Raw genomic sequence first — 430 nt, 5'->3', positions numbered from 1 at the left:
CGGGCGGCTGCGACAGGATCGCCATATGCGCAGGCGCACCGCCGCGGCCCACGGTGCCGCCGCGTCCATGGAACAGACGCAGCCGCACACCCTGCTGCTGACAGATACTAACCAGCGCCTCCTGGGCGCGGTATTGCGCCCAGCCCGCGGCCAGCGCGCCAGCATCCTTGGCCGAGTCGGAGTAGCCGATCATCACTTCGTGCTGGTCGCCGATCAACTCGCGGTACGCAGGCAGCGAGAGCAGGCTTTGCATGACTGGCGCGGCGTTATCCAGGTCGTCCAGCGTTTCGAACAACGGCACCACCCGCATCGGCCAACTGACGCCCACTACCTTCAAAAGCAGCTTCACCGCCAGCACGTCGGAGGCTTTCGCCGCCATGGAGATGACGTAGGAGCCAAGCAACTCCTCTGGCTGAGCTGCAACCACACG

The 430-nt window shown here is 65.6% G+C and carries 1 protein-coding gene; it reads right to left on the bottom strand.

Annotated elements, in window-relative coordinates; genetic code table 11:
- Nucleotides 1–430 (bottom strand): phosphoenolpyruvate carboxylase (locus OWC48_RS46805; RefSeq protein WP_282526040.1); only part of this gene is annotated, 430 nt, incomplete at both ends.

Source organism: Bradyrhizobium sp. Arg816, assembly GCF_029989365.1.
Lineage (GTDB): Bacteria > Pseudomonadota > Alphaproteobacteria > Rhizobiales > Xanthobacteraceae > Bradyrhizobium.
This window is presented reverse-complemented; position numbering and strand designations above follow the sequence as displayed.